At 68.6% G+C, this 26,057-nt stretch carries 32 protein-coding genes; 16 read left to right on the top strand and 16 right to left on the bottom strand.

Features of this window, described 5'->3' with window-relative positions; genetic code table 11:
• Positions 1 to 16: 16 nt before the first annotated feature.
• The 6 genes from D8896_RS08660 to D8896_RS08635 form a co-directional block, all read right to left on the bottom strand.
• On the bottom strand, positions 17 to 475 hold the full coding sequence (locus tag D8896_RS08660; RefSeq protein WP_121821704.1) for a desampylase: 459 nt from the start codon (positions 473 to 475) through the stop codon (positions 17 to 19).
• Entirely contained in the window at positions 472 to 1,389 is a 918-nt protein-coding gene (locus D8896_RS08655) for an ABC transporter substrate-binding protein (protein ID WP_121821703.1), read from the bottom strand. Before D8896_RS08655 ends, D8896_RS08660 begins: the two co-directional genes overlap by 4 nt.
• A gap of 63 nt (positions 1,390 to 1,452) precedes the next feature.
• The gene (locus tag D8896_RS08650) at positions 1,453 to 1,719 is read right to left on the bottom strand and encodes a hypothetical protein (RefSeq protein ID WP_121821702.1); all 267 of its coding nucleotides are present in this window, start codon (positions 1,717 to 1,719) and stop codon (positions 1,453 to 1,455) included.
• Between the two features lie 112 nt (positions 1,720 to 1,831).
• Positions 1,832 to 3,349, bottom strand: a complete 1,518-nt coding sequence (locus D8896_RS08645) for a carboxypeptidase M32 (protein WP_121821701.1) — start codon at positions 3,347 to 3,349, stop codon at positions 1,832 to 1,834.
• Positions 3,350 to 3,426: 77 nt separating this feature from the next.
• Positions 3,427 to 4,506 carry a M20 family metallopeptidase gene (locus tag D8896_RS08640; RefSeq protein WP_121821700.1) on the bottom strand — a complete coding sequence of 360 codons (1,080 nt, stop codon included), beginning with the start codon at positions 4,504 to 4,506 and terminating at the stop codon, positions 3,427 to 3,429.
• Between the two features lie 71 nt (positions 4,507 to 4,577).
• Positions 4,578 to 6,212 carry a globin-coupled sensor protein gene (locus D8896_RS08635; RefSeq protein ID WP_121821699.1) on the bottom strand — a complete coding sequence of 545 codons (1,635 nt, stop codon included), beginning with the start codon at positions 6,210 to 6,212 and terminating at the stop codon, positions 4,578 to 4,580.
• 128 nt (positions 6,213 to 6,340) lie between these two features.
• Here D8896_RS08635 and D8896_RS08630 point away from each other — a divergent pair, with 128 nt between their 5' ends.
• The gene (locus tag D8896_RS08630; RefSeq protein WP_121821698.1) at positions 6,341 to 8,200 is read left to right on the top strand and encodes a PINc/VapC family ATPase; all 1,860 of its coding nucleotides are present in this window, start codon (positions 6,341 to 6,343) and stop codon (positions 8,198 to 8,200) included.
• On the opposite strand, the gene D8896_RS08625 is transcribed toward D8896_RS08630, so the two are convergent.
• Positions 8,201 to 8,491, bottom strand: coding sequence for a MarR family transcriptional regulator (locus D8896_RS08625; RefSeq protein ID WP_121821697.1), 291 nt, complete (start codon positions 8,489 to 8,491; stop codon positions 8,201 to 8,203). It abuts the gene before it with no gap.
• Between the two features lie 129 nt (positions 8,492 to 8,620).
• On the opposite strand from D8896_RS08625, the gene D8896_RS08620 reads away from it, so the two are divergent.
• Both D8896_RS08620 and D8896_RS08615 read left to right on the top strand, forming a co-directional pair.
• Positions 8,621 to 8,950 carry an EMC6-like membrane protein gene (locus tag D8896_RS08620; protein WP_121821696.1) on the top strand — a complete coding sequence of 110 codons (330 nt, stop codon included), beginning with the start codon at positions 8,621 to 8,623 and terminating at the stop codon, positions 8,948 to 8,950.
• A 2-nt stretch (positions 8,951 to 8,952) separates the two neighbouring features.
• On the top strand, positions 8,953 to 10,767 hold the full coding sequence (locus D8896_RS08615) for a ribosome biogenesis/translation initiation ATPase RLI (protein ID WP_121821695.1): 1,815 nt from the start codon (positions 8,953 to 8,955) through the stop codon (positions 10,765 to 10,767).
• A gap of 18 nt (positions 10,768 to 10,785) precedes the next feature.
• Here D8896_RS08615 and D8896_RS08610 read toward each other — a convergent pair whose 3' ends face one another.
• Positions 10,786 to 11,307, bottom strand: coding sequence for an archaemetzincin family Zn-dependent metalloprotease (locus tag D8896_RS08610; RefSeq protein ID WP_121821694.1), 522 nt, complete (start codon positions 11,305 to 11,307; stop codon positions 10,786 to 10,788).
• Between the two features lie 40 nt (positions 11,308 to 11,347).
• Between D8896_RS08610 and D8896_RS08605 the strand changes: the two genes are divergently transcribed.
• The 6 genes from D8896_RS08605 (at position 11,348) to npdG (ending at position 14,716) form a co-directional block, all read left to right on the top strand.
• Positions 11,348 to 11,755, top strand: a complete 408-nt coding sequence (locus D8896_RS08605) for a UPF0146 family protein (RefSeq protein WP_121821693.1) — start codon at positions 11,348 to 11,350, stop codon at positions 11,753 to 11,755.
• Positions 11,756 to 11,832: 77 nt separating this feature from the next.
• Positions 11,833 to 12,699: a TIGR01548 family HAD-type hydrolase gene (locus D8896_RS08600; protein ID WP_121821692.1), complete on the top strand. Its 867-nt coding sequence runs from the start codon at positions 11,833 to 11,835 to the stop codon at positions 12,697 to 12,699.
• Positions 12,700 to 12,759: 60 nt separating this feature from the next.
• On the top strand, positions 12,760 to 13,017 hold the full coding sequence (locus D8896_RS08595) for a hypothetical protein (protein WP_121821691.1): 258 nt from the start codon (positions 12,760 to 12,762) through the stop codon (positions 13,015 to 13,017).
• A gap of 32 nt (positions 13,018 to 13,049) precedes the next feature.
• Positions 13,050 to 13,427 (top strand): hypothetical protein, encoded by a 378-nt coding sequence (locus tag D8896_RS08590; protein WP_121821690.1) that lies wholly within the window; start codon positions 13,050 to 13,052, stop codon positions 13,425 to 13,427.
• Positions 13,428 to 13,429: 2 nt separating this feature from the next.
• Complete coding sequence (locus D8896_RS08585; protein WP_121821689.1) at positions 13,430 to 14,023, top strand: hypothetical protein; 594 nt, start codon at positions 13,430 to 13,432, stop codon at positions 14,021 to 14,023.
• A gap of 24 nt (positions 14,024 to 14,047) precedes the next feature.
• Positions 14,048 to 14,716 (top strand): NADPH-dependent F420 reductase, encoded by a 669-nt coding sequence (npdG, locus tag D8896_RS08580; RefSeq protein ID WP_121821688.1) that lies wholly within the window; start codon positions 14,048 to 14,050, stop codon positions 14,714 to 14,716.
• 625 nt (positions 14,717 to 15,341) lie between these two features.
• Here the strand turns inward: npdG and D8896_RS08575 are convergent.
• Entirely contained in the window at positions 15,342 to 15,611 is a 270-nt protein-coding gene (locus D8896_RS08575) for a thioredoxin family protein (RefSeq protein WP_121821687.1), read from the bottom strand.
• A 118-nt stretch (positions 15,612 to 15,729) separates the two neighbouring features.
• Between D8896_RS08575 and D8896_RS08570 the strand changes: the two genes are divergently transcribed.
• From D8896_RS08570 to hisE, 4 genes are read left to right on the top strand one after another with little or no spacing between them, the layout of a single operon-like run.
• Positions 15,730 to 15,891 (top strand): preprotein translocase subunit Sec61beta, encoded by a 162-nt coding sequence (locus D8896_RS08570; protein WP_121821686.1) that lies wholly within the window; start codon positions 15,730 to 15,732, stop codon positions 15,889 to 15,891.
• A 50-nt stretch (positions 15,892 to 15,941) separates the two neighbouring features.
• Positions 15,942 to 16,538 carry a pyridoxal 5'-phosphate synthase glutaminase subunit PdxT gene (pdxT, locus tag D8896_RS08565; protein WP_121821685.1) on the top strand — a complete coding sequence of 199 codons (597 nt, stop codon included), beginning with the start codon at positions 15,942 to 15,944 and terminating at the stop codon, positions 16,536 to 16,538.
• A 35-nt stretch (positions 16,539 to 16,573) separates the two neighbouring features.
• On the top strand, positions 16,574 to 17,023 hold the full coding sequence (locus D8896_RS08560) for a bifunctional nuclease family protein (protein ID WP_121821684.1): 450 nt from the start codon (positions 16,574 to 16,576) through the stop codon (positions 17,021 to 17,023).
• A complete protein-coding gene (gene hisE / locus D8896_RS08555; protein WP_121821683.1) occupies positions 17,020 to 17,331 on the top strand; it encodes a phosphoribosyl-ATP diphosphatase in 312 nt (103 codons plus the stop codon). The genes D8896_RS08560 and hisE overlap by 4 nt, the downstream gene beginning before the upstream one ends.
• Before the next feature lie 83 nt (positions 17,332 to 17,414).
• Here the strand turns inward: hisE and D8896_RS08550 are convergent, their stop codons facing one another.
• Both D8896_RS08550 and D8896_RS08545 read right to left on the bottom strand, forming a co-directional pair.
• The gene (locus D8896_RS08550; RefSeq protein WP_121821682.1) at positions 17,415 to 18,206 is read right to left on the bottom strand and encodes an HNH endonuclease signature motif containing protein; all 792 of its coding nucleotides are present in this window, start codon (positions 18,204 to 18,206) and stop codon (positions 17,415 to 17,417) included.
• Between the two features lie 163 nt (positions 18,207 to 18,369).
• Positions 18,370 to 18,726: a DUF5518 domain-containing protein gene (locus D8896_RS08545; RefSeq protein ID WP_121821681.1), complete on the bottom strand. Its 357-nt coding sequence runs from the start codon at positions 18,724 to 18,726 to the stop codon at positions 18,370 to 18,372.
• A 135-nt stretch (positions 18,727 to 18,861) separates the two neighbouring features.
• On the opposite strand from D8896_RS08545, the gene D8896_RS08540 reads away from it, so the two are divergent.
• Positions 18,862 to 19,821, top strand: coding sequence for an NOG1 family protein (locus tag D8896_RS08540; protein WP_121821680.1), 960 nt, complete (start codon positions 18,862 to 18,864; stop codon positions 19,819 to 19,821).
• A gap of 22 nt (positions 19,822 to 19,843) precedes the next feature.
• On the opposite strand, the gene D8896_RS08535 is transcribed toward D8896_RS08540, so the two are convergent.
• The 3 genes from D8896_RS08535 to D8896_RS08525 all read right to left on the bottom strand — a co-directional run bounded on the left by D8896_RS08535 (position 19,844) and on the right by D8896_RS08525 (position 23,487).
• Positions 19,844 to 20,617 carry an SIMPL domain-containing protein gene (locus tag D8896_RS08535; protein ID WP_162991508.1) on the bottom strand — a complete coding sequence of 258 codons (774 nt, stop codon included), beginning with the start codon at positions 20,615 to 20,617 and terminating at the stop codon, positions 19,844 to 19,846.
• Positions 20,618 to 20,678: 61 nt separating this feature from the next.
• Complete coding sequence (locus D8896_RS08530) at positions 20,679 to 22,034, bottom strand: TIGR00341 family protein (protein WP_162991507.1); 1,356 nt, start codon at positions 22,032 to 22,034, stop codon at positions 20,679 to 20,681.
• A 91-nt stretch (positions 22,035 to 22,125) separates the two neighbouring features.
• Positions 22,126 to 23,487, bottom strand: coding sequence for a TIGR00341 family protein (locus tag D8896_RS08525; RefSeq protein WP_121821677.1), 1,362 nt, complete (start codon positions 23,485 to 23,487; stop codon positions 22,126 to 22,128).
• A 90-nt stretch (positions 23,488 to 23,577) separates the two neighbouring features.
• Here D8896_RS08525 and engB point away from each other — a divergent pair, with 90 nt between their 5' ends.
• Positions 23,578 to 24,195 (top strand): GTP-binding protein EngB, encoded by a 618-nt coding sequence (gene engB / locus D8896_RS08520; RefSeq protein ID WP_121821676.1) that lies wholly within the window; start codon positions 23,578 to 23,580, stop codon positions 24,193 to 24,195.
• A gap of 285 nt (positions 24,196 to 24,480) precedes the next feature.
• Here the strand turns inward: engB and D8896_RS08515 are convergent, their stop codons facing one another.
• The gene (locus tag D8896_RS08515; RefSeq protein ID WP_121821675.1) at positions 24,481 to 24,798 is read right to left on the bottom strand and encodes an RPA12/RPB9/RPC11 RNA polymerase family protein; all 318 of its coding nucleotides are present in this window, start codon (positions 24,796 to 24,798) and stop codon (positions 24,481 to 24,483) included.
• Positions 24,799 to 25,057: 259 nt separating this feature from the next.
• Here D8896_RS08515 and D8896_RS08510 point away from each other — a divergent pair, with 259 nt between their 5' ends.
• Entirely contained in the window at positions 25,058 to 25,270 is a 213-nt protein-coding gene (locus D8896_RS08510; protein WP_121821674.1) for a hypothetical protein, read from the top strand.
• 93 nt (positions 25,271 to 25,363) lie between these two features.
• Here D8896_RS08510 and D8896_RS08505 read toward each other — a convergent pair whose 3' ends face one another.
• Positions 25,364 to 25,549 (bottom strand): hypothetical protein, encoded by a 186-nt coding sequence (locus D8896_RS08505; protein ID WP_121822044.1) that lies wholly within the window; start codon positions 25,547 to 25,549, stop codon positions 25,364 to 25,366.
• Positions 25,550 to 26,057: the final 508 nt, after the last annotated feature.

Below are 26,057 nucleotides of genomic sequence, written 5' to 3'. Positions count from 1 at the left end.
CTCACCCTACCGCCCGTCACCCCTCGACCGCGACCTGCTCCGCCTCGAACCGCTCGCCCGTCCAGCGCCACGAGCCGACTTCGGGGTCGCCGTCGCCCAGCGAGACGATGACGTACGACATGCCCGGCCACGTCGCCAGCGCGCGGTCGGTGTCGCTCGGCCCCGCCGGTCCCCGGGGATGTGAGTGGTAGAACCCGACGACTGCGTCGCCGTCGCCTTCGATCGCCTCGATCCGGCGGAGCTGTTCGCTCGGGTCGAGTTCGTACCGCGTCCGCGGGTCGTCGGCGACGTTCTCGACGGCGAGGGCGGTGTCGACGCGTTGCGTCCCCCTCTGGTCGCCGTCCCCGCCCGGATCCGTGCTGCCGCCGAGAACGCCGCAGACCTCCTCAGGAGTGCCATCGCGGGCGTGCTCGACGATCCGGTTGTACGCCGCTCGCGAGAGGATCAGGCGCTGCCGGTCCCGCCCGTCGCTCATCGCCGCGGCGCGGCCGCCGGGAACGCCGTCGCCACGTCCGCCGGCGGGCGGTCGAACGCCTCGGGGTGGAGCAGTCCGGCGAGGTGTTCCAGCGTGTCGACCAGCCGCGGGCCCGGCCGGTTCATGTAGTGGTTCCCGTCCATCGCGTACGCCCGCCCCTCGCGGACGGCCGTGACCTCGTCCCACTCGTCGCGGTCGGTCAGCTCCGCCGCGTTCGCGGTCGTCCGGTCCAGCCCGAACCCGCAGGGGGCCGCGACGAGCACCTCGGGGTCGTACGCGGCGACCTCGGTGAACTCGCGGGGCCGGGACCGCTCGCCCCGCTCGGCCAGCCCGTACTCGCCGCCCGCGATCTCGACGAGTTCGGGCACCCAGTGGCCGGCCACCATCGGCGGCTCCATCCAGTCCAGCACGGCGACGCGGGGGCGCTCGGCCGTCTCCGCGGCGCGTGCCTCGACGGCGGCGACGCGGGACTGCAGGGAGTCGACCAGTTCCGCGGCGCGCTCCGTCCGGCCCGTCGCTTCGCCGACGCGACGCACGTCGTCGTACAGGTCGGCGAGGCTGTGGGGGTCGCTCGCGAGGATCTCGGGGTTCGCGTCGATCTCCTCGACGGCGCGCTCGACGAGTATCTCGTCGACGGCACACACGTCGCAGATACCCTGGGTGACGACGAGGTCCGGGTCGGCGGCGTCGAGCGCCGCGACATCGATCTCGTACACGCCGTCGCCGCGCTCGGCCTCGACGACCTGTTCGTTTATCGCCGCGCTGCTGGCCTCGGGGTCGACCCGCGACCGGTTCATCGACGGCAGTTCGGTCGCCGCCGGTGGGTAGTCGCACTCGTGGGAGACGCCGACCGGCTCGATGCCGAGCGCGTAGACGACCTCGGTGGCGGACGGGAGCAGCGTAACGACGTTCATGCGCCGTCGTTGGGGCCGAACCGTCTAAACGGTGGGGGACCGGGAGCCGCGGGGCTGGACCGACTACCTGCCGAACGGCGACTCGATCCACGCCAGGTAGACGAGTGCCGTCCCGAGAAACGCCAGGCCGGCCTCCGGCAGGAGCAGGTACTCCACGCCCGGACCGGGGACCAGTTCGGCGAGGCTCCCGGCGGCCCGGATCTTCCGGACGGCGCTCACGGCACCGATCCCGACGACTGTGACGCCGAGCAGCGCCGCCGCCAGCGACAGCGCCAGCCTGGCTCTGCGGGACCACACTCGAACGGTCGTACGGACTTCGTTGGCTCCCATACCCCCTGCGACGGGTCATTCGGGTTTTGTTATGCGGCGTTTTCCGGCGGTATCACGGTTCATAACCGGTGGCCGTTCGTACCGCTGTGGTGCGGTCCGCTGTCCGGACCGCCTACAGGTCGTACAGGTCGCCGTACTTCTCGGTGACGTAGTCGAGGAAGTAGTCGGCGGTGAAGGCCTCGCCGGTCGCTTCCTCGATGAGGTCCGGCGTCGTGTACCGGCAGCCGTGCCGATGCACGTTCTCGGTGAGCCAGTCGTGGAGCGGCTCGTACTCGCCCTCGCGGACCTTCGTCTCCAGGTCGTCGATCTCCGCGTCGGCGGTGGCGTACAGCTGCGCCGCCAGCACGCTGCCCAGCGAGTACGTCGGGAAGTAGCCGAAGCTCCCGTGGCTCCAGTGGATGTCCTGCAGACAGCCCTCCGCGTCGGTCTCGGGGCGGACGCCGAGGTACTCCTCGTACTTGTCGTTCCAGGCCTCGGGCACGTCCTCGACCGCGAGGTCGCCCTCGATGAGTTCGCGCTCGATCTCGAACCGGACGACGATGTGCATGTGGTAGGTGAGCTCGTCCGCCTCGACGCGGATGAGGTTGTCCTCGTACACTTCGTTTGCGGCCTCGAACGCCTCGGCGGGCGTCACGTCGTCGAGCTGCGGGAACCGCTCTTTCATCGTCGGCAGGAACCGCTCCCAGAACGCCTCGGAACGACCGACGTGGTTCTCCCAGAGCCGGGACTGGGACTCGTGGACCGAGAGGTCACGCGATTCGCCCAGCGGCGTCCCGTAGTGCTCGTCGGGCAGGCCGAGCGTGTACGTGGCGTGGCCGAACTCGTGGACCGTCGAGGTGAGCGCGCCGAGGGGGTCTTCCGCGTCGAACCGCGTCGTGACGCGGGCGTCGAACTGCGTCCCCGTCGAGAACGGGTGGGGCGCGGTGTCGAGTCGGCCGCGGTCCCAGTCGTAGCCGAGCGTGTCGAGCACGTCGCGGGTCAGTTCCTCCTGCGTGTCCACGTCGAACTCGCCGTCGAACGCGTCGAAGGCCAGATCGGCGTCGCTCTCCCGGATCTCGTCGATGAGCGGCACGAGCTCCTCCCGCAGCCGCGTCAGCGTCTCCTCGGCCGTCTCCAGGTCGAGGTACGGCTCGTAGTCCGCGAAGAGGACGGCGTACGGGTCGGCGTCCGGGTCGATGTGCTCGGCGTACTCGCGCTTGAGTTCGACCAGATCCTCGAGGATCGGGGCGAAGACCGAGAAGTCGTCCTCCTCCTTGGCCTGCTCCCACTTCGGCAGCGCCTCGGAGGTGGTCTCGGAGATCTCCTCGACCAGTTCGGTCGGGACCCGCGTCGCGCGCTCGTACTCGCGGCGCACCTCGCGGACGACGGCGGCCTGCTCGTCGTCGAGGTCGGCGTCCTCGAGTTCGTCGAGGTACGCGCCCATCTCGTCGTCGGTGAGGAGTTCGTGGTGCAGCGCCGACAGCGCCGACAGCTGCTGGGACCGGGCGGGCGTGCCGCCCTCCGGCATCATCACCTCCTGGTCCCACTGGAGGACGCTGCTGGCGTTGCCCACGTTGTTGATCCGTTTCACCTTCGCGAGGAACTGCTCGTACGTCTCGGAAACGTCGTCAGCGGCGGCTTCCGTTGCCATCGTTACGAATCGAAAGCGGTCGTGGATTATCAATCCCGTGTTTTACCGGCTCGCGAGGGGCCGGGACCGGCCGGCCGTCACGCCGGATCGCGCTCGGCGACCCGCCGATAGATCTCGTAACACCGCTCCAGCACGGCGACCGAGACGCTCTCGTCGGCGGTGTGTGCCTCCCCGGGCTCGGCCGGGCCGCAGACCACGCAGTCGACGCCCGCCTCGGCGAGCCACCCGGCGTCGGTTGCGTGGGGCTTGACGACGCGTTCGGGGTCGCCGTCCTGCGCCTCGGCTGCGGCCGCGAGCGCGGCGTCGGCGAAGGCGTCGTCGCCACAGCGCATCGGCGGGAGGTCCTGATCGACAGTCCACTCGACGCCGGGCACGTCCTCGACGCGCTCCAGCGGCGCGCGCTCGCCGGGGACCGTGCGCTCGTCGACGGTGACCTCGCAGTGCTCGGGCACCACGTTCCACGCCGAGCCGCCGTCGATCCCTGTCACGACGACGCTCCCGGTCGCCGTCTCACCCGCCACCGCGACGGACGGCGCGTCCATTTCGCGGAGCAGGTCCACGGCGTCGCAGGCGCGGTACACCGCGTTCTCGCCGGCCTCGGCCTCGCTGGCGTGGGCCGCCTCGCCGCGGGCGACGACCGTCGACCCGCGCCGGCCCTTGTGGGCGACCGCCACGTCGGTCACCCCCGGCGCGGAGTAGCCCGTCGACCCCTCGCCGACGACCGCCCAGTCCGGCGAAAAGCCCGCGTCGACGGCGTGGCGTGCGCCCTCGCCGCCGACCTCCTCGCCGACGAAGCTGGCGAGGACGAGTTCGCAGGCGGGCTCGGCGTCGCGGAACGCACACATCGCGGCCGCGACTGCGCCCTTCATGTCCGCTGCGCCGCGCCCGTAGATCCGGGCGTCGCGCTCCGCGACGACGTAGCCGCCGTCGGCGTCGACCTGCGACTCGTCCGGCGGCACGACGTCGTGATGGCCGACCAGCGCGAGCGTCCGGTCGCCTGCGCCGCGGCGCGCGAACACGTTGCCGGCGTCGTCCCGGCGCACATCGGCCTCGGTTTCGGCCCGGAGCCACGCCTCGATGCGGTCGCCCGCGGTCGCCTCGTCCTCGTGGGAGGGGATCGAGACCAGCTCGCGGGTCAGGTCGGCGACCTCGTCCATGGTCGGGCGTGGGTGGCGGCTCACAAAGAGGCTACGGCGGCACGGCGACGGCACGCCGACCGCCGGCGGGGTCAGACCTGCTCGTACGGCCGCTTCTGCTCCTCGGCCATCGGGTCAACGTCGAGTTTCTCGACCGCCTCGGCGACGTGGCGGGCGCTGGCCGCCCCCTGCTCGCTGGCGCTGGCGACCGTCTCCGCTTCCGCGGCGACGGCGTCGGCCGCCTCCGCGAGCTCCTCGACGGTCTCGGACAGCGCCGTTATGTTGCGGGCCTGCTGGTCGGCCGCGGCCGCCACCTCCTGCATACCGGCGGCGGAGTCCTCGACGGTCCCCTCCAGGTCGTCGAGCGAGTCGACGGCGGCCGCGACCTCCTCGCGGCCGGCCTGCACCTGCTCGTTCGCCGACTCGACGGCCGCGCGGGTGTCCGCGGCCTCCGCGTGGACGGCCTCGGCCGCGTCGGCAACCTCCTCGATGTCCGAGCGCGTCCGGTCGACGAACGTCTCCAGTTCGTCGGCGATGGTCGCCGCGGGCCCGTCGCCGGACGCCCGCGTCGCCTCGACCTTCGCGTTCGTCGCCAGCACCGCGGTCCGGTCGACCACGTCCTCGACGCGGTCGACGACCGCCTCGATGTCCTCGGCGCGGGCCTCCACCCGCTCGGCGGCGTCGAGCAGTTCGTCGGTCGTCTCCTCGACGGCCGACAGCGCCTCCAGCGCGCGCTCGCCGGCCTCGGTGCCGTCCTCGGCGACGCCGACCGCGCGCTCGCTGGTCTCCCGCACGTCGTCGGCGACCGAGGCGACCTCCTGGGCGCTGGCGGAGAGTTCCTCGATGTCGGCGGCGGCGCTGTTTACCCCCGCGGCCTGGCGCTCGGCGTGGTCGTGGATCGTCGACGCGCTCTCGGCGACCGACGCGGACGACTGTTTCAGCTGGACGACCGGCGGCTGCACGTCCTGTTCGACCTCCCGAGCGATCGCCTGTTGCTTCTCGATCGCGCGTTCGAGCCGCTGGCTGTAGGAGTCGACGTAGGTGTCGCTTGCAACCTGCAGGTCGAGGTTGATGATCCGCAACACCGCGAGCACGTCCTGCATCCCGTCGTGGATGGCGTCGCGCACCGTCGCCTCCAGCGAGTCGTCGAGGCCCTCCTCGCCGTCGTCCTCGCTCCCCAGCCCGCGGAGCGCGCCGACGACGCGGTCCAGCCCGCCCTCGTCGTCCTCGCGCTCGGCGACCCACTCCTCGATGGCCGCGACGACCTGCCGCTGGACGCGCTCGTCGACCCGCGAGAGGATGAGGTCGTAGTACAGCCCGTACTGCCCCACGTAGTGCTTGAGGGGCATGTCGAGTATCTCGTGAAGTTTGCCGATCAGCGCCCGGTTTTCGAAGTACTCCTCGTCGTAGTCGCCGGTGGCCAGCGACACGAGGTACGCCTTCTGCGTCCGCTTTAGCTGTTCGACGTTTTTCGGCGACCGGCTGATCACCTCGATCGTCTGCTCGTACTGCGTCAGGTTGTCGTAGAACGCGTCGGCGATCGCCTGCTGGTTGTCGCGCAGCAGCGGCTCCAGGTCGGACAGCCGCGCCGCGTCGTCCTCGTCGAAGCCGATGAACTCCTTGCGCCAGGCGATCTCCTCCGCGTCGAGACCGATCTGGTCCGTGAGACTATCCGCTTCGACGAACCGGTTCAAGCCACCGAGTCCGAACTCCTGCGACGGATCCATACCGACGAGATGATATGTTCGACACGAAAGTGTTCGGGGGCGTTCTCAAGTGGCGGGAATCGACCGCCGCTTCCATGCCAGCGACCACCGGGCCACCCTTATAAACGCCGAGCGCCGTAGTGAGGTACATGAACGTTGTTCCGGACACGAGCGTGGTCATCGACGGCCGCGTGTCCGAGCGGATCGAGAGCGGCGAGTTCGAGGGGGCGACCGTGCAGGTCCCCGAGGCCGTCGTCGCGGAACTGGAGGCACAGGCCAACGACGGCATCGAGAGCGGCTGGGACGGGCTCTCCGAGCTCCAGCGCCTCGCGGAACTGGCCGACGAGGGGACGGTCGAACTGGAGTACGTCGGCGAGCGCCCCGACGCGGTCGAGCGTGGCCACGCCAGCGAGGGCGAGGTCGACGCGCTGATCCGCGAGATAGCCGCCGACCTGGACGCCACGTTCGTCACCAGCGACGTGGTCCAGAGCGAGGTGGCCGAGGCGAAGGGGCTCGCGGTGGAGTACATCACGCCTCGGACCCGCGACGTGGGCGAGCTCTCCCTCGAGGAGATGGTCGACGAGCAGACGATGAGTCTCCACCTGCGCTCGGGCGCGGTGCCGATGGCGAAACGCGGCGAGATCGGCGAGATGCACTTCGAGCCGGTCGGCGACGAGCCGACCTCCGAGGCGGAGATGAAGGAGTACGCCCAGGAGGTCATCGAGAGCGCGAAGCAGGCAAACGAGGGGTTCGTCGAACTCTCCGAGGACGGGATGACGATCGTCCAGTTCCGGGACTACCGGATCGCCGTCGCGGAGCCGCCGTTCGCGGACGGCTACGAGATCACCGCCGTCCGCCCGATCGTCAAGACCGACATCGAGGACTACGAGTTCGCCGACGAACTGAAAGAGCGCCTGCTCGAATCGAAGCGCGGCGTCCTCATCTCCGGGTCGCCCGGCGCGGGGAAGTCGACGTTCGCGCAGGCCGTCGCCGAGTACATCTCGGACCACGACTTCGCGGTCAAGACGATGGAGAAGCCCCGCGACCTGCAGGTCGGCCCGGAGATCACCCAGTACACCGAACTCGGCGGGGAGATGGAGAAGACGGCCGACTCCCTGCTGATGGTGCGGCCCGACTACACCATCTACGACGAGGTGCGCAAGACCGACGACTTCGAGGTGTTCGCCGACATGCGGCTGGCCGGCGTCGGGATGATCGGCGTCGTCCACGCGACCCGAGCCATCGACGCGCTCCAGCGCCTCGTCGGCCGGGTCGAACTCGGCATGATCCCCCAGATCGTCGACACCGTCGTGTACATCGAGGCCGGCGAGGTCGCCAAGGTGTACGACGTGACGACCGAGGTGAAGGTGCCCGAGGGCCTCACCGAGGAGGACCTCACCCGCCCCGTCATCATGATCCGCGACTTCGAGACGGGCCAGCCGGAGTACGAGATCTACACGTTCAACCGGCAGGTCGTCACCGTCCCGCTCGGCGACGAGGACGGCTCCGAGAGCGGCGTCGACCGCATCGCCCGCCAGGAGATCGAACGGGAGATCCGCTCGATCGCCCGCGGCCACGTCGACGTGGAACTCAAGAGCCAGGACACCGCCGTCGTCTACGTCGAGGAGGACGACATCTCGTCGGTCATCGGCAAGGGCGGCGGCCGGATCACCGACGTGGAGAACCGGCTGGGCATCGACATCGACGTGCGCACCCACGACGAGAAACCCGGCGGCCGGAGCGGTAGCGGCGGAAGCGGCGGTGGCAGCGGCAACGCCGGCGGCCAGCCCGGCGAGATCGTCGAACCCGAGGTCACCTCGCGCCACATCGTCATCCCGGTCGACGGGCACGCCGGCGAGACGGTCGAGGTGCAGGCCGACGGCGAGTACCTGTTCACGGCGACCGTCGGCCGCGGCGGCGACGTACAGGTCACTCGGGGGTCGGCGATCGCCGAGGAGTTAGAGCGGGCGATAGACGAGCGGCGGGCGATCAGCGTCGCGTCGAACTAGTCACTCGGCACAGCAGCACGGCTCGGCGTCCTCCGCACCGCCGTCGGCTTCCACGGCCGGCTCCGCCTCGGTGAGTTCGTAGAGGCTCTGCCGGGCGTCGGCGAAGTACACGTCCTCGTCGACTCGCCCGATCTCCTGGAGCCGTTCGAGCGCGTAGCGCACCGTTCGCGCCGACAGCATCGATTCCTGGACGATCTGTTTCTGCGTGAGCGGCCCGTCGTACTCGAGTACTTTGAAAACGAGCTTCGCGCTCGGCGGAAGGTCTTCGAGCTCCTCGTCTGTGGCAGCCATCGTTACGATTCGAAAGTCCCCAGTAGCATAAAGATTGTCGACGCCAGCCGCTTGTCGCTCGGTTCCGACCGCGGACCGCCCGCGTCGCCAAGCGAACTGCTTTTCACCGCGGCTCTCCGACGAACGCGTATGTCGACCGAACAGGCCGAGGGGATGGATTCGCATCTCCGCTCTATCACGGTCACGTCGCTCGCGTCGATCGGCGGGATCGTGGCGGCGTTGATCTCCTCCGCGATGACCTCGGGCATGACGCCGGACGAGGCGGCCATGTACCAGCCCGCCCAGATCGTCGTCCTCGCGGTGGTTCTCGTACAGATCCCCCTCTACCGTGCCATGGGCGTGTACGGCGAGGACGGGCCCGGCGCGAAAGACTACCTCTTCATCGCGTTCATGACCTTCTCGCTGTGGTACGTCGTCTGGGGCATCATGCTCGAAACCGGCTTCGGGATCACGGTGTAACGATGGCCCAGGACAGCATCGCGGTCGTCGATCTGGACAGGTGCCAGCCCGACCGCTGTAACTACGAGTGCAAGAACTACTGCCCGCCGAACCGAACCGGGAAGGAGTGCATCACGCTCCGCGGCCCCGAGACGGAGGAAGGGGAACCGGACCAGGTCCGCATCAGCGAGGAGATCTGTCTGGGCGAGTCCTGTGGCATCTGCGTCGAGAAATGCCCGTTCGACGCCATCGAGATCATCAACCTGCCACAGGAACTGCAGGACGACCCGGCCCACCGCTACGGCGAGAACGCGTTCTCGCTGTACGGCCTGCCGGTCCCCCAGGAGGGTCAGGTCACGGGCATCCTCGGGCCGAACGGCATCGGGAAGACGACGGCCGTCCGCATCCTCGCGGGCGAGATGGTCCCCAATCTCGGCGACCACGCGGCCGACCCGGACTGGGACGACGCGCTGGACGCCTACCGCGGCACCGAACTGCAGGACTACATCGCCGACGTGAAGTCCGGCGACGTGACCGTCGCGCGCAAGCCCCAGTACGTGGACCAGATCCCCTCGCAGTTCGACGGCAACACCCGCCAGCTGCTCGAACGGACCGACGAGCGCGGCGACCTTGATTACCTCGTCGAACGCCTCTCCATCGGCCCGGTGATGGACCAGGCCATCGACGACCTCTCCGGCGGCGAGCTTCAGCGCGTCGCCATCGCGGCCTGTCTCGCGCGCGAGGCCGACTTCTACTTCCTCGACGAGATCACGCCGTACCTCGACATCGGCCAGCGCGTCACCGTCGCCCGCCTCATTCAGGAACTCGCCCAGGAGGGCGACAAGTCGATGCTCGTCGTCGAGCACGACCTCGCCGTGCTGGACCTGCTCGCGGACAACCTCCACGTCGCGTACGGCGAACCCGGGGCGTACGGCGTCATCACGTCCCCGAAGTCCGTCCGGAACGGGATCAACGAGTACCTCGCGGGCTACCTCGACAACGAGAACATGCGGATCCGCCCGGAGGCCATCGAGTTCGAGCAGCACGCCCCCCGGACCGCCTCGGCGGCCGACACGCTCGTCGAGTACCCCGACCTCTCGCAGTCCTACGGCGACGGCGAGTTCTCGCTGGAGGTCGAGGGCGGCGAGATCCGCGAGAACGAGGTGCTCGGCATCGTCGGCCCCAACGGCATCGGGAAGTCGACGTTCGCCAAACTGCTGACGGGCGACCTCGAACCCGACGAGGGGGACGTCGACTTCTCGCTCGACATCTCCTACAAGCCCCAGTACGTCGAGATCGACCAGCCGATGCGGGTCGACGCGTTCCTCTCCTCCATCACCGACCAGTTCGGCTCGTCGTACTGGAACACGGAGATCGCCCAGCCGCTCCAGCTGGAGCGGATCATGGAGCAGAACCTCACGGACCTGTCGGGCGGCGAGCGCCAGCGCGTCGCGATCGCGGCCTGCCTCTCCGAGACCGCGGACGTGTACCTGCTCGACGAGCCGAGCGCCCACCTCGACGTGGAACAGCGCGTGCAGGCGACGCGTGCCATCCGGCGCTACGCCGAGAGTCAGGACGCGACGGTGCTGGTCATCGACCACGACATCTACATGATCGACCTGCTCTCCGACCGGCTGATGGTGTTCGACGGCGAGCCGGCCGAACACGGCCACGCCGGCACGCCACAGGACATGCGCTCGGGGATGAACGACTTCCTCGCCAACCTGGAGATCACGTTCCGGCGCGACGAGCGGGTCGGCCGGCCGCGGATCAACAAGCCGGGCAGCCAGCTGGACCGCCAGCAGAAAAGCGACGGCGAGTACTACTACGCGCCGTAGGGCGGGACGCGGGACCGGTCAGAGCACCTGTCGCTGACAGGTGCCACAGAGGCTCTCCTCCTTCACGTCGACCTCGCGCACGGTGGGCGAGAAGTTCATCACGCAGCGGTTGTTGTCGCAGTGTTCGAGGCCGAGCGTGTGGCCGATCTCGTGGACGATCTCCTTGCGGACGCGGTCGCCGAAGATCTCGCCGGCGTCCTTGTTCGAGAAGCCGCCGTCGCTGGAGGTCTGGAGCCGATAGGTGGAGACGACGCTGCCGTTGCCGTCGAGGTAGGCGAGACCGAACACGTAGTTGCGCCGCCGGTAGAACAGGTCCTTGGTGGTGACGGCGATGTTCTTCTCGCCGTCGCCGACCCGGGAGGCGAGTTTGATGAACTCCTCCGCGCCGTACTGGTTGCGGTTGCTGTCGTACGCGCCGTTGGGGATGGACTGGGGCTCGTGGACGTTCACGTCGCAGTCGTAGACGTTCCGAAGCCCCTCGGACGCCTGCCGTTTGATCCTGGCAGGAACGTCCCCCACCGGCACGATGTCAACGAGCATGAACAGCCATTAGGCGGCGTGGCCAATAAACATCCCGCCCGTGACCCGTTCGTCCACCGACGCCCTCGCCCGTCGACTGGCCCGCTACGACCGCGTGGTCGAGGTGGGGATCGGCCGCCGGACCGACGTGGCCGCCGCGCTCGCCGCCCGCGGCGTCGCCGTCGTCGCGACGGACATCCACGACCGGCCGACCCCCGAGGGCGTCGCGTTCGTCCGCGACGACGTGACCGACCCCGACCCGACGGTGTACGCCGACGCCGACGCCGTCTACGCGCTGAACGCGCCGCCGGAGCTGCACCGCCCGCTGCGGGACGCCGCCAACCGGGCCGACGCCGACCTGCTGTTCACCACGCTCGGCGGCGACGGGCCGGCGGTCCCCGTCGACCGGGAGCAGATCCCGGGCGACACGCTGTACCGCGCCGTCGACAGGCCGGATGGTCCGCGGTAATCCGACCGCCACGGACGCCGGCGTCCGTATCGCCCGCGAGCGACACGCCCTTATCCCCGCCCTGCCTGCCGTCCGACATGAACGCCGACGCAGTCGTGTTAGACGTCGACGGGGTGCTCGTCGACGTGGCCGACTCATACCGCCGGGCCATCGTCGAGTCTATCGAGCACGTATACGACCGGACGATCCCGAAGGCGGCGATTCAGGGGTTCAAGGACGCCGGCGGGTTCAACAACGACTGGGAACTTACCGACGCCGCGGCGCTGTACGTGCTCGCGGCGGGCGAGGGGTACGGCGACAGCCTCGACGCTTACACCGACGCCATCGCCGAGCGCGGCGGGGGCGTCGACGCCGCGGAGGCGGTCGTCGTCGACGCGCTGGGCGCGAACGCGGCCGAGCGCGTCCGCGAGCGCTGGGACCGCGAGCGCCTGCGCGAGGTCTTCCAGCAGCTGTACCTCGGCGCGGAGCTGTACCGCGCCATCGAGGGCGGCGAGCTCGACATCGAGACGGCGGGGTTCATCCACGACGAGCCGACCATCGCCGACGCGTCGACCCTCGACGCGCTGACAGAGCGCTACGACGTGGGCGTGCTCACGGGCCGCCCCGCGGCCGAGGCGAGCATCGCGCTGGAGCGGGTCGGCCTCGACGTGCCCGCCGACCACCGGTTCACGATGGACGACTGGGAGGCCGGCAAGCCCGACCCCGCGGCGCTCGTGACGCTCGCCGAGCGGTTCGACGCAGAACGCGTCGTCTTCGTCGGCGACACGCTGGACGACGTGCGGACCGCCGTCAACGCCGACGCGGCCGACCCCGACCACGAGTACCGCGGCGTCGGCGTCCTCACTGGGGGCCTCACCGGCGATTCAGGGCGCGAAAAGTACGAGACCGCCGGGGCCGCCGCAGTGGTCGACTCCGTCAACGACCTCCCCGACCTGCTGGACTGACCGCTCCCGACCGACCCGGCTTGACCCGATCCTTTTCCGGCTCCGCGTCGCAGGTCGCCCGTGCCCGACATCGACGGCGTGGAGTCCAAACTCGCCCGCGCCGCCGAGGCCGACAAGGCCGAGGCTCGCCGGTTGCTGACAGCGGCCCGCGCCGAGATCGGCCGCCTGCGGGAGCGCGGCGACGCGGACCCTGACCGCCTCGACGCCCTGGAGACCGACGTTGAACAGCGGCTCCGCGCGGTCGGCGAGCGCGACGCGTACGACGGCGCGGGCGTCGACGGGGCGGCCGCGAACCCCGACGACGAGGACGCTCCCTGAGCCTTTATCCGGGACGGGTCCCGAGACGGGGTATGGACAGCGCAACGCTCGAACGGCGTGCCTGGACCGCCGCCCTCTCGCTGCTGGCTGCGATCGTCGCCGGGGCGTCGCTCGGGACCGGTCCCGCGTCGTTCCTCCTCGGTTCGGCCCTCGCGTTCGTCGTCGCGTACCCGATCGTCTCCCGGATCCTCGGTCGCAGCATCAGCGAGGGCGACGACCGGCCGGGCGAGTTGACGCTGTTCTGGGGGACGATCCTGCTCAGCGCGCCGCTGCTGTGGCTGGTCGAGCGCGTCGTGCCGGGCGAGACACTCGCGCTCACGCTCCGCGGCGTAGCGTTCGCGCTCGTGTTCCTCTTTGCCACCTGGCTGGCGTACTACGGCGGCTACGACCGGATCCGGCAAGCTGTCTGACGATGGACTGGAACTGGCTGGCGACGTTTGCGAGCACACTCTACCTGCTCGCCGTGGCGGGCGCGTTCGCCGGGGAGCTGTCCGCGCCCGGCGTTCCGACCGTCGCCGTGGCGGTGCTGGCGGCCGTCGTTGCCTGGCTCGCGGCCGACTGGCTCGACCGGACCGGCTACGAGCGCCTCGGCGCGGACCCGGACGGCGCGACCTCGTTTTTCTGGCTGCTGGTGCTGTACCTTCCCTACGGACTGCTCCCGACGCTCGCGGCGCTGGACCGGCTGCTCGGCCTCCCCGCCGCCCTCGTCCTCCCGGCGGCGGTGTCCGCGCTGACGCCGGTCGCCGCGTGGCTGGCGTTCTACGGCGGGCTGGACCGCCTCGGCCTCGACGGCGGCGACTTCGAGCGGCTGGTCGGCGGCTGGCTCGCCGTCGCCGCGGTCGGCTTCGCCGCCGCGACGGCGCTCGGCCTGACGCTCTCCCGGACCGAGGTCGTCGCCGGGTTCCTGCTCGCGCAGGCCGTCGGCGTCGCGCTGGCGGCCCGCTCGGCGGGGGACCGTGAGGGCGACGGAAACGGCGGCGACGCCGCCCGGACTCACAACGCTTAATCCCCGAGCGTCCGACCCCCACGTATGCGAATCGCACTACTCGGCGGCACCGGCGACATCGGGCAGGGACTCGCGCTCCGCTGGGCGTACGACACCAACCACGAGGTGCTGATCGGCTCGCGGGAGCCGGAGAAGGCCCGCAACAAAGCCGAGGAGTACGAGACCGAACTCGACAGCCGCGGCGTCGACTGCGAGATCAAGGGGTTCGAGAACGGGATGGCCGCCGACCGTGCGGACGTGGTCGTCGTCGCCGTCCCGCCGTACCACGTCTCCGACACGGTCGAGGCGGTCGCGGACCGGCTCGACGACGACACGATACTCGTCTCGCCGGCGGTCGGCATGAAAGGCGACGAGGACGGCATGCATTACCACCGGCCCGGCGCGGGCAGCGTCACCGCCGTCGCCGCCGGCGCGGCCCCCGACGAGGTGCCGGTCGTCGGCGCGTTCCACAACCTCGCGGCCGACCGCCTCGCCAACCTCGACGTGGAACTCGACGTGGACACGCTGGTCGTCGGCGACGACGACGGCGCGAAGGAGACCGTCACGATGCTCGCGGAGGCGATCGAGGGGATCCGGGCGCTCGACGCCGGCCCGGTCGCCAACGCCGCCGAAGTCGAGAGCGTGACGCCGCTCCTGATCAACATCGCCCGGCACAACGACGGGATGCACGACGTGGGCGTCGAGTTCAAGTGAGGAAAGCCCTTGCTCGGCCTTGGCAGGCTCTTCTCGCGGGCCGTAGGCCCGCTCGAACGGTCCGAGGAAGCTTCGCTTCCTCGCTACTCGCTGCGCCCTTTTCATGTCCACCGGAGGACGCTCCGCGCCCTCCGAGCCTCCGCTCACTTCGTTCGCGGAGACGCCGCCAGAATCGCTGCGCGATTCTCGCTAAGGACCGCTAGTCTGCGCGAGTCACCGTGAGACCGGAGGTCTCACGAGCCTCCGTTCGCTTCGCTCACGGAGACGCCGGCGGTCGCCGCGACACGCTTCGAGCGCCTGCCCTCCCCCGTGCGCTGGCGATAAAACGCCAGCGCGGCCGCGTGGCAATGTCCGAGTAGCTACGCTTGTCGGTGGTTTTGTAACCGATCCGGTGACCGATGTGGTAACCACATCGGTGACCAAAACGGTTCAAACCACATCAGTCGCGAACGGTGCGGTGGTCGCTATCGCTGATGGTTGAAAAAATAAGCATACGCCGCCGAAGGCGGCGTTTCACCGCGAACGAGCGAAGCGAGTGAGCGGCCTTTTTGGCCGAGCTTTTTGCCGGGAGGGTGCCCGCAGCCCGCCGAAGGCGGGCGAGGACACCCGACCGGGAAAAAGGTCGTCAGGCACCGGCGCTTTCCAGCGCGGACTCGATGTCGTCGCGCTGGGTGACGCCGACGAACCGCTCGACGATGCCGTCGTCGTTCTCGACGACGAGCGTGGGAAGCGATCGGACCTGGTACTCGTTGGCCACGTCCTGCTCCTCGTCCACGTTGATCTTCTCGACCTCGAAGCGTCCCTCCCAGTCCTCCTCGAGTTCCTCGAGGATGGGGTCCTGCGTCTTGCAGGGGCCACACCAGTCGGCGTAGAAGTCCTTGAGTGTTACAGTCATGCTGCGCTCGGCATAGGTTGCCGCGCGTCTCGCATAAGGGTTTCCCACTCGTGTACGCCGGCGACAGAGGCGGCACAGGTGCGAAAGGTTTACGCCCAGTCGTTGCCGACATGCGGGTATGAGCAGCGGAGAGAACAGCGGCGGGCTGATGTCCAGCGCGGGACTCGTCCGCTACTTCGACGCGGAAGACCGGAACGCCATCACCATCGACCCGAAGACAGTCGTCGCCTTCGGCGTCCTCTTCGGAGTCCTGGTGCAGATCCTGACGATCGTCGGGTGACTGGCCGCGGGCCGAGCGGGTTTTTTACTCGGGACACGTAGCGGGGAGCGATGACGCTTACCGCCGGAGTCGTCGCCGTCCAGGGCGACGTGAGCGAACACGGGGACGCCGTCCGCCGCGCCGCCGAGCGCCGCGGCCGCGAGGCCGAGGTCGTGGAGATACGCGACGCCGGGATCGTGCCGGACTGCGACGTACTCCTGCTCCCGGGCGGGGAGTCGACGACCATCTCCCGCCTGCTGCACGACGAGGGGATCGCCGCCGAGATACGCGACCACGTTGCCGCCGGCAAGCCGGTGCTGGCGACCTGTGCCGGCCTCATCGTCATGGCGGCCGACGCGGGCGACGAGCGCGTGCGGACGCTGGACCTGGTCGACGTGACCGTCCAGCGCAACGCCTTCGGCCGACAGAAGGACAGCTTCGAAGCGCCGCTGGACGTGGACGGGCTCGACGAACCGTTCCCCGCCGTGTTCATCCGCGCGCCGGTCATCGCCGACGTGGGCGACGCCGCGGTGCTGGCCGAGTGGGACGGCCGCCCGGTCGCCGTTCGGGACGGCCCCGTCGTCGGCACCTCCTTCCACCCCGAACTGACCGACGACGACCGGATCCACGAACTCGCCTTCTTCGCCGAGCCGCCGGCGACGCAGTAAGGGAAACTTTTCTCCCTGCGGCCCGACCCTCCTGTATGGACGCGACTATCGACGCCGTGCGCGTTGCCGGGACACCCGACGGGCCGGTGCCGGTCGCCGTTCTCGCCGTCGAGGACGAGCGCGACGTGCTCCCTATCTTCATCGGGTTCGACGAGGCGGCGAGCATCGCGCGCGGACTGGACGCCGAGGACATCGGGCGGCCGCTGACCCACGACCTGCTGCTCGACGTGATCGAGGAACTCGGCGGCCGCGTCGCGGACGTGACCGTCAGCGCGGTCGAGGACGGCACGTACATCGCCGACCTGACCGTCGAGACGCCGCGCGGCGAGGCGACGATCGACGCCCGGCCGAGCGACTCGCTGGCGCTCGCGGCCCGGACGAACGCGCCGGTCAGCGTCGACGAGTCGGTGTTCGAGAGCGGCCGCCAGCCGCGCGAGGAGTTCGACGAACTCGACGACATCCGGGAGGTGGCGGAGCTGGCATGAGCGGGGACGCGAACGCGGACGGCGCGGACGACGTGGTCGACGAGCTGTTCGCCGTCATCGAGGACCGCAAGGAGCGCCTGCCCGAGGACTCCTACACCGCCTCGCTGTTCACCAGCGAGAAGGGGGAAAACGAGGTGCTGGAGAAGCTGGGCGAGGAGACGACCGAACTGGTCCTCGCGGCGAAGGACGACGACCGCGAGGAGATCGCTCACGAGAGCGCCGATATCGTCTACCACCTGCTCGTGCTCCTGGCGATGAAGGACATGGACGTCGCGGACCTGCGGGCGGAGCTAGAGACGCGGCGCTGAGCCGGTACCCGTTCGTCAGTTCGTCCTCCGCGACAGTCGGTACGTGCTGGATGGTAGATACAGCCGGCCTAATAATCAATCAGTCATATATTGGAGCCAACTATAACCTCGATACCTTCCTTCTCTTCTTCAAGGTATCCTGCAGAGCTAAATCCAAGCTGAAGAAATAGATTTCCGAGTGTCCGGAATGCTTCAGTATCCTCTGGTATCCTTAGTTGAATCTCTTGAACGGCTCTATTGAGGACAACCTGATTGGGACCACTTACGTCCCAGCCTGCCTCGTCAAGAACATCCATAATCTCTTCAGCCAATCTGAGTGACTCCCCATCTCCCATTATTCCTGTCACAGTAACTGGCCCAGGGTCATACGGGGCCAATTGCTGAACCATCTCTTGACGTGCTGCAGGTGGAATTCGCCGGGGTTGCTGGCCGATGTTAGTAATCTCATCTGCTACCTGCCCACCCATTTGATTATTGGTGACGATGAATGATCCACCTTCGACGTTAATGCTCTCCGTATTGGCGACCAACTCATTAAGCAAACTATCGGTTTCTGGTACTTCTACATCACCCTCTGTGAGTTGTTCCTCTTTCCAACTCTCAAGTACCCGCGAAGAGTAGTCCTCCGGATTTTTATCCACTACAGTATGGTGAGTGGGGCACAGAAGAATGAGATTTGAAGCTGAATCAACCTCTTCCTCGTCAAGTGATGAATCATACCTTGGTCCCCCCTCATTCTGGGCCTGGATATGACAGATCTCCCCAATAACACCATCTCCGTCTGGGTCAGCAAGTTGCATATCACAATCGGGGTGAGCACACTCATTTTTTGACGCCCCCCAGAGTTCCTTGAGAGTTGATTGAGTTATTGTCATGATAGTCCACTCTGTTGGAATGGTTTTATCTCTTCGCCACGTCGTCCAATCTGACAGATCTACTGCACAGGCAGTTCGCCGTCAGAACGCTTGAAGCATGTCGGAGACGCCACGCATCAGTACCGACGACTTCGGCAGCAGTCACCCCACCGCCGGCCGTGTCCTATCCCACCAGCCCGCCGACCGCCCCCGCGATCGCGCTGTCGATGGCCATCAGGAGCGCGACGACCAGCGCGACGAGGAAGACGGTCCCGCCGAGGAACGGCCCGAGCGGTCCCAGCCCGATCGTGCCGATGACGCCCGCGCCGAGACCGAGCGTGACCGCGATCAGGATCCCGCCGAGCGCCCCGGCGACGAGGCCGTGCCACGCGCCGGACAGCAGGCCGCCGCCGGCGATGTAGCCCGCGACGAACCCGCCGATCAGGCCGGCCGCGGCGTGGCCGACGCCCGGAATGGCGAAGGCGAACACGCCGAGGACGATCTCCACCACGAAGCCGATACCGACGGCACGCCAGTTCATGGGGACCGGTACGCCGCCGACGGGTAAGTGCCTTCCTGCGGTCGGTGGGCCGGGCGGCCCGCAGCGGACGGCCGCGGCCGGCGGCGAGACGGCCGGATCCGCGCGCTTTTACCCGGTGACCATGTATGACCCGACATGATTTTCGAGGACCTCCCGACGACGCCCACGTCGGAGGAGCTCATCGACAAGGCGTTCTCGCGGGCGGCGCGGGCGGGCCGGGCGAAAAGCGGCTTCGAGGCCCAGCAGTCGATGCTACAGACGGCGTCGAACATCCTCTCCGACAACCTGGAGAACGTCGTCACGGCGTGGCCGGACTTCGCGGAGATCGATCCGTTCTACTACGAACTCGCTCACGCGCTGGTCGACGTGGACGAACTCAGGCAGAGCCTCTCGGAAGTGACCTGGGCCAGCCGCAAGGTCGCCGAGATCCGCGAGGAGTACCAGGGCCGCCTGCGCGGCGACACGGACACCGCCCGGAAGGTGCGCAAGCAGGCGTTCGCCCGCATGGCCGACGTGGTCGAGGAGGTCGCAGACGACCTCGCACGCCTCGGCGACGCGCGCGAACAGCTCCGCAAGCTCCCCGACATCGACCCCGACGAGCCGGCGATCGTCGTCGCGGGCTACCCCAACGTGGGGAAGTCGTCGTTCGTCAACGACGTGACCAACGCCCGCGGCGAGACGGCGTCGTACCCGTTCACGACGAAGGGGATCGGCGTCGGCCACTTCGAGCGCGAGCGGATCCGCTACCAGATCGTCGACACGCCGGGACTGCTCGACCGCCCGGCCGACGAGCGCAACGACATCGAGTCACAGGCCGTCAGCGCGCTGGAGCACCTCGCCGACTGCGTGCTCTTCCTGGTCGACGCCAGCGGCGACTGCGGCTACCCGCTCGACGCACAGCTGGAACTGCGTGACGCAGTCGAGGCGCAGTTCGACGACGTGCCGCTGCTCACGGTCTGCAACAAGGCCGACCGCTCGCGGGACGTGACGGCCGACCACTACATGAGCATCGCGGAGAACGAGAACGTCGAGGGCGTCCTCGACGCGGCGGTCGAAGCGATCGGTTACGAGCCGGAGCTGCCGTTCGACGAGTAGCGAATCGCGGCCGCGACGCCGGTCAGGCCGCAGTCGCGTTGTACGTCACCTGCACCTGCGCCGAGACGGTGACCGGGCCGGACTCGACGTTCGTGCCGCCCGCGTCGGCCGAGGCCATCATCGCCTCGGCGTGGTACGGCCGCACGTCGACGGAGCCGGTCGACACCGAGGAGACGCCCGCGATCGACAGGTCGGCGTTCTCCGCGAGGATGTCGGCGTCGGTACGCGCGTTCTCCATGGCGGCCGAGAGCGCGTCCTCGCGCAGGTCGTTCCGTGCCTCCTCCGAGAGGGTGAACTCCACGTGATGCACGTCGGTCGCGCCGTTGTTCACGGCGGTTTCGATGACGGAGCCGACGCCGTCCACGTCGTCGGTCTCGACCTCGAAGGCGTGGATCGCGACGTAGCGAGTCACGCCCTCCGTCTGCCGGGACTCGCGGTCCTGCCGGATGACGTAGTGGGCGGTCTCGATCCCGTCGTCGGGGATGCCGGCCTCGGAGAGCGCCGACCGCATCGTCGAGACGTTCTCACTGAGACGCTGCCGCGCCGTCTCGGGGTCGTCGGCCGTCGCCTGCACCGCGACGTCGAGGATCGCGCGGTCGGGGTCCGCGCTCACCTCGCCGCTCGCCCGGACGTTGACGGTTCGGTCGGAGTGGTCGCTGTGGTCGTCGACGCCGTCGGCGGCGTCGGTCGTGTCGGCCGGCGAGTCGGCCGACGAGTCGCCGATCGCTCCCAGACAGCCCGCCGTAACGAGCAGCGTCGCGACGGCGAGCGTTGCGATGAGTCGCTTGCGTGTCATGCGAACGGATCTCCGACGCCCGGGAGAATATAGACCACGAAATGTGAAACGGTCGTTTGAGCTATCGCGCATCATCCCGACTGAGCGCGGTCGGGAGTACCGGGCGGACCACGACGCCCTCCCGGGTCGCGTTGCCCGGGCCGCGGGCGACCTGATACGCCTGTACCGAGACACGGACGGTGACCTGTTCGCCGGTGCGGGCCGCGACGGCCCTCCGGAGGTCGGCGGCCAGCCCCGGATACGACTCGTTGCTCGTCTTGCTGACGACGACGGTGACGGTCTCGGGCGACCCGGCCGACCCGACGCCGGTGTACTCCGGCCGGACCGAGACGACCTGCAGGTCCGCGTACTCCCCCGACCCGACCACGTCCTCCACGGCGGCGGTGGTCGACTGCTGGAACGCGACCTGCTGGCCGGTGCCGACGGCGGCCACGCCGACCGTGGCGACGACCAGCATCACGGTCGCGACGACCGCCGCGGTCCCCCGCGTCGTCCCCGCCGAGAGCAGGGTGTGCCACTCGCCGGAGCGGTATCCCAGTCCCCACAGCAGCGCGTACACGCCGACGTTGATCGCGATCAGGGTGCCGACGAGCAGGAACAGCGTCCCGACGGCGACGACGTAGTACCCCCACACCATCGCGATGCCGGTCGTCGCGGCCGTCGGGATGAGCGCCGCGGCGATCATCACGCCGATGAGCGAGGTGGGTCCCTTGGTCGTCAGCCCGAACCCCGCCGCGACCCCGGCCGCGAGGCCGACGCTCATCGCGAAGACGCTCGGCGAGAGGCGCAGGGCGACGAGTTCGATCGACGTGACCGCGAGGTCGTCGGCGACGAAGCCGCCGGCACGAAGGGCGAACGCGAACAGCCACGCTCCGGCGACGGCGGCGACGACGCCGGCAATCTGTAGCCAGAGGCTGTTGCGGAACATCTCCGTGTCGCCGAGCGCCGCCCCAACCCCGGTCGTCAACACCGGCCCGACGAGCGGGGCGATCACCATCGACCCGACGATGATGGCGGGCGAGTCGACCAGCAGGCCGGCGGTGGCGATGACGGCGCTCAGGAGGATCATCGCCACGTACGACCCCGGGTCGCGGCTCAGGTCTCTCGCCTTCGACGTGAGCTCCGGCGGTGTCAGCGGGTCGAAGTCGTCGGCGAACCGGTCCGCCAGCTCCTGCGAGTGCGGCGTCATCGCCGCCTCCGCCGACCCGATCACCGTGTACCCGTCCTCCGGGAACCCGGCCTCCCGAAGGCGGTCGCGGACCGTCCCGACGGCGTCGGTCGGGAGGGGAAACTCGACGACCCAGCCGCCGGCGTCGCTCTCGTCGCGCAGGACGACGTAGTCGACGTGCTCGTCGTCGAGGGCGTCGGTCACGTCCCCGCGGCGGTCGTCGGGGACGCGGATCTGAACGAGACGCACAGGGCGTCCACGCCGCCGCGGCAAAAGAGCCCCCGGGGTCGTTACCGACGCGTCCGCGGCGAAACGGACGGTTACCGGCCGCGCCCGACCGCTAGGCTCGTGCTACGCGCGGCGTCCCCGCTCCGATGCTCCCCCGCCCGACCCGGTCGGACGACGACGCGTCGGCGTTCTGGACGGCCACGAACTGCACCTGCACGGTGGCGTCCGCGCTCGTCCGGTCCCGGATCCGGTCCCGGATCCGGTCGGCGAGGTCGGGGTGCGACTCGCCGGCCGGCCGGCCCACCGTGACGACCACCGCGGCCGGCTCGGACCCGATCGGTCCGCCGGTTCGCTCTATCCGGGTGTCCAGCAGCGTGAGGCGCTCGTACTCCCCTTCCGCGAGGACGCCGTCGACCGCGTCGCGGATCTCCCGGTCGCTGGTCGCCGTCTGGAACGAGGTGAGCGTCACGCCGGCGAGAAAGCCCGAGAGGACGAGCAGGGCGACCAGCAGCGTCCCGACCCGACGGAGCGTCTTCGACCGGGCCTCGTCGGCCTCGAACCACCGCTCCGGCCGGTAGCCCATGTACCAGAGGACCGCCAGCGCGGTGAGGTTGATCGACAGCAGGTTCACGCACACCAGCACGCTCGCGTCGAGCACGACGTTCGGCAGCCCCCACGCGACGCCGATGCCGACGGCGGCGACGGGCGGGATGAGCGCCGCGGCGATCATCACGCCGACCAGCGCCGCCGACACGCCGCCGGCGAGGCTCATCGCGCCCGCGATGCCGCCCCCGAGCGCCACCGCCAGCGAGAGGAAATCCGGCGAGAGCCGCCCCTGCACCTGCCCGAGCGCCGTCACGTCGAGTCCCGGCGGGACGAGGTACAGCGACTTCACCAGCACGGCGAAGGCCGTCGCAGCGACGACCGCGACGGTGAAACCGACCGCCTGCAGCTTGATCCCGGTCCGGAACAGGTCGTCGTCGTTGACCACGGTGCCGACGCTGGTCGCCATCGCCGGCCCGAGCACCGGCGCGATCACCATCGACCCGACGACGACGGCGGGCGAGTCGAGCAACAGCCCCGCGGTGGCGACGACGGCGCTCACGACCGCCAGTGTCAGGTACGTCCGCAGGTCCGGCATCAGTTCCGCCGCCTCCGTCCGGACCTCCTCGCGGGCGATCCGCTGGTCGGACTCGTCCTCGTCGTCGTAGCGCTCCTGCAGGGCGTCGAACCGCCGCGAGACGACCGTCCGGGCGTCGATGACGATGGTGTAGCTGTCGTCGTCGATGCCGATCTCCCGGAGGCGGTCCAGCACCGGCTCGACGGCGTTGCGCGGCAGGGGGAAGGAGACGACGGCCGTGTACTCGCGGCTGCTCGTCTCGTCGGTGACGGCGTAGTCGATCCCCTCGTCGTCCAGCGTCCGCAGGACGGCTTCGCGCTTGCCCGCCGGGATCATGACCTCTACGAGGCGCACGTCGCGGCGTTCGGGTGCCGCCGGGAAATAACGCCCGGTGCCGGCCCGGCAGACGGCACGCTTAACCGCGGCGGGGCGCTACCGGCGGCCATGTTCGAGGAGCGCCCCGACCGCGACGCCGAGGTTGTCTTCCTCGGCCGGTCGAACGTCGGGAAGTCGACGCTGATGCGGGAGTTGACGGGCCACACGTTCGACACCGGCCGCAAGCCCGGCGTCACGCGCTCGCCGAACCACTACGACTGGGCACCCGAGGACTTCGTCCTCACGGACCTCCCCGGCTTCGGCTTCATGTCCGGCGTCGCCGAGGAACAGCGCGAGGCCACCAAGGACGGCATCGTGCGCTATCTGGAGGACCGCGCCGACAACGTCCTCGTCGCCGTGCTCGTGCTGGACGGCAAGAGCGCCGTCGACATCATCGACCGCCACTCCGGCGAGGACGAGGTGCCGTACGTCATCGACATGTACGCGTTCCTGCAGGATCTCGGGATCCCGACGGTCATCGCCGTCAACAAGATGGACAAGGTCGACGACCGCGACGAGCGGCTGGACGCCATCTGCGACCGCTTCGGCCTGTTTCCCCCGTGGCAGCAGTGGCAGGAGACGGTCGCGCCGATCACCGCCAAAACCGGCGACATCGACGCGCTGACCGAGGCCGTCCGCCACCACCTCCACGAGGCCGAACGGGACGACCTGTTCAAGTTCTTCTAACGAACTTTTTCCACCTCGGGTTCGCTCGCTCTGCGAGCGAACCACTCGGTGCAAAAACTTCGATGAAAAAGGCCGCCTCCGCGGGGTTCCACCCCGCTCCGGCGGAGAAACGCCGCCAGAGGCGGCGTATGCTGGTGTGTGATAAACTATCCTCACGCCGTTCGCCAGAGGTTCCCCGGCAGCGGTATCGCAGGGCGATGTATAAGTCGGGTAGTTTCACACCCGGTCGAGTGAACCACCCAATAGAACGACCCTGCGAATTGAGTGGTTTGGGTTACCGGGGAGTCAAGACTCGCGCCACTTGTGGCCGCACTGGACGCAGGTGAACAGCCGGACCTCGTAGGAGCCGCCCGGCTTCGGCATCATCTCGGAGGTGGCCCGGTCGCTGTCGCAGTCCTCGGCCGGACAGGGCTCCTGCATCGTCTCGGTGGTGTCCTGCGTCGCGTCGGCCACGGCGGGTGCCCCGTCGTCCCGCTGTCCATCCTGAATCGCCATCGCCGCTTCCGCTTGCGAGTCCCGTGATTCCTCGTTCTCGCAGGAGCGACACACCCACGTGTCGCCCTCCGTGTGCATCAGCGAACCACACTCGTCACAGAATTGCATGGTACGTAGGAATCCACGGTTGTCGGATATAGGTGTTAACTTCCGATCCGTCGTGGATTGGAGCGACTGCCCATGCTGGCTGTATCGGCCGATTCGATGGCTGTATCCACCAGTATCGGGGGACGACGGAGTCTCGGACAGATCCCAAGCGATCACCGCTGAATCGTCTGTTAGATAGACGGGCGAACCGAACAGCCGTTTCAGATCACGCGACGCTACCCCGGGTTATTTTTGCCTCCCGGAGGTCTGTCAGAGACAGATGTCTGAGGATTCCGACGACACTGCCGGAGAACGGCTCGTCTTCGCAATGCTGGTTGGGGTGACGTTCGGGTCGGCAGTCGGAACGACAGTTCTCCAAGATATCACACAGGGTATTGTTGCTGGTGTCGTCGTTGGAACCCTTGCTGCTCTCGTCTTCCCAGCGTGGACAGACCGGCTCTTCGAAACGGTAACAGACAAACTCGAGGAATGATCCGCTGTACTGACCGATAAGCGAGTACCCTGTATCGACCGGTTACCGGTGAACGACGCAGGGCTCGGCACGTTCCAGGCTCGCGCTGCTGGATCACTGCTCGGACGTGACGAACAGGACGACGAGTGCCAGTCCGAACGACGTCGCGGACAGCGGTTCCCAGTTCCCCGTCTCGCCCACGTAGTAGGTGGCAGCACAGACTGCCAGTATCCCGGCCAGAGACACGGCGATCTCCACGTTCTCGTCGACGACGATCTTCGGAACGGAGTTCCCGCGCATCATCCGGATGGGACACGTGTTGGAATGTAACTATTTTGATGCTCGGCGGCGGCTCCCCGTGCTGTCGTATCGCCTGCGTGTCGCCCCCCACAGTTGCAAACCTCCCCACTGACTCACCGGATCAGTAGCTGGGCCAGCGCGGAGACGCTCAGATGATATCGAGATACTGCAGTCCGGCGATCGACAGGATAGCAGCGATCAGCACGGCTTTCAGTACCCACGGCGGAACGTCCTTCCCGATCCTGAGGGCCCAGTCCATACGGAGAGTAGTCCGGGCCGGCCATTATAACCCCCAGCCGAGTTTCCGGGGGCGAAACGCGACACCTGCCGGGCGATCCGCGACTGGCCACCTGACGTGGCGAGGGAGAACACACCAACATCTTGACCTCCTCCCACCCCTGAAGGGGTGGGATTCCCCGAAGGGGATATTCAGGTTACGCGTTTCCTCGGCGGTGAGGTACGCTTTCGCGTCCCGCGTCAGCGGTCGCCGTCCGGTTACGACCCCGGA

Source organism: Halostella salina (assembly GCF_003675855.1).
Taxonomy (GTDB): domain Archaea; phylum Halobacteriota; class Halobacteria; order Halobacteriales; family Natronoarchaeaceae; genus Halostella; species Halostella salina.
Note: the sequence above shows the minus strand (reverse complement) of the source record. Positions and strands in the feature narration are given on the sequence as shown.